This window comes from Mesorhizobium sp. M4B.F.Ca.ET.143.01.1.1, from assembly GCF_004792275.1.
Lineage (GTDB): Bacteria > Pseudomonadota > Alphaproteobacteria > Rhizobiales > Rhizobiaceae > Mesorhizobium > Mesorhizobium abyssinicae.
The window spans coordinates 1-360 of the sequence record NZ_SRSR01000167.1 but is presented as its reverse complement, the minus strand read 5'-3'; the positions used below and the strand labels follow the sequence as shown (position 1 = coordinate 360).

Sequence of the window (360 nt, the reverse complement as noted above, 5' to 3'; positions counted from 1 at the left end):
CCCGCCCTTGTCGGACTGGCTGATGTAGAAATGGCCTGCCCCGAACGTGATCACACCGGGAATGGTGGGTTTGAGCCCCTCCGTGACGAAGGCCTGCAAGACGTGGCTTTCGATCGGAAGCCGCATTCCAGCCATTGCCATGACCCGGCTCGATGAGCCCGCCACCGCCACCCCGACCTTGTCGGCGGCGATATAGCCACGCGATGTCTCCACGCCACGCACCTTGCCGCGATCGAGCCGGAAACCGGTCACCTCGCAATTCTGGATCAGGTCCACGCCATGGCTGTCGCCGCCGCGGGCATAGCCCCAGGCCACGCCGTCGTGCCGCGCGGTGCCGGCACGCGCCTGCATCAGGCCGCC

General features: G+C 67.2%; 1 protein-coding gene. It reads right to left on the bottom strand.

Annotated elements, in window-relative coordinates; all coding sequences use genetic code 11:
* Positions 1-360, bottom strand: a 360-nt coding sequence (locus tag EN786_RS36455) for an FAD-dependent oxidoreductase (RefSeq protein WP_135910104.1), incomplete at both ends; no start/stop codon positions are given.